The following is an 878-nucleotide window of genomic DNA, read 5'->3' as shown; positions in this document are numbered from 1 at the left end:
CTCCCGTTTCCTGGCCAACCTGGGGGCCCGGGCCCCGCTTCTGGGTAATCCCGGGAAGGAGGACTTCGTGTTCGTTGATGTCGATGACACGATCATCGAGGTCCACGGCTACGCGAAGCAGGGCTCGGGCTACGGCTACTCCGGGGTCCGGGGCATGAACGCCCTGCTGGCCACGGTCTCCACCAAGGAAACCGCCCCGGTAATCGCCGCCCAACGGCTGCGCAAGGGCGCGGCGAACTCCGCCCGCGGAGCGAAGCGTTTGATTACCGATGCCCTGACCACGCTCAAGCGTCTGCAGAGCGGCAGGGCGGTGCTGTGCCGGTTTGATTCGGCGTTCTACGGCCATGCAGCGGTTTCCGTGGCACTGGCCGGCGGGACAGCCGTGTCGGTGACCGTGCGGATGGACCCGGCCGTCAAGCGCGCCATCGCCCGGATCCCGGAGACCGCGTGGAAAACCATCGAATACACCGACGCGGCCTTCGACGAGACCACCAACACCTGGGTCTCGAAAGCCGAGGTCGCCGAGACCGTGTTCACCGCGTTCAGCTCCCGCAAGAAAGCCGAGCAGATCACCGGCCGCCTGGTCGTGCGCCGGATCCCGGAACTGAACCGGAAAGCCAGCGACGGACAACCCACCCTGTTTGAGACCCACCGGCACCACGCGTTCTTCACCACCATGGACGCCGAACTCCTGGACACCGTCGCAGCCGACAAAATCCACCGGAAACACGCCATCATCGAACAGGTCAACGCCGATCTGAAGGACAGCGCACTGGCCCATCTGCCTTCAGGTGCTTTCGCGGCGAACTCAGCATGGCTGGTCGCCGCGGTCATGGCCTACAACCTCACCCGCACCGCCGGGATCCTCGCCGCCGGAC

1 protein-coding gene is annotated in these 878 nt (G+C 65.8%); it reads left to right on the top strand.

The genetic code is table 11. The annotated features are described in order from the left end of the window. On the top strand, positions 1 to 878 hold an 878-nt coding region (locus M8J71_RS22900), incomplete at both ends, for an IS1380 family transposase (RefSeq protein WP_256250165.1).

The organism is Pseudarthrobacter sp. R1 (genome assembly GCF_024494415.1).
Lineage (GTDB): Bacteria > Actinomycetota > Actinomycetes > Actinomycetales > Micrococcaceae > Arthrobacter.
The sequence above is the reverse complement of the archived record's forward strand: the minus strand, read 5'-3'. Positions and strand labels throughout refer to the sequence as shown.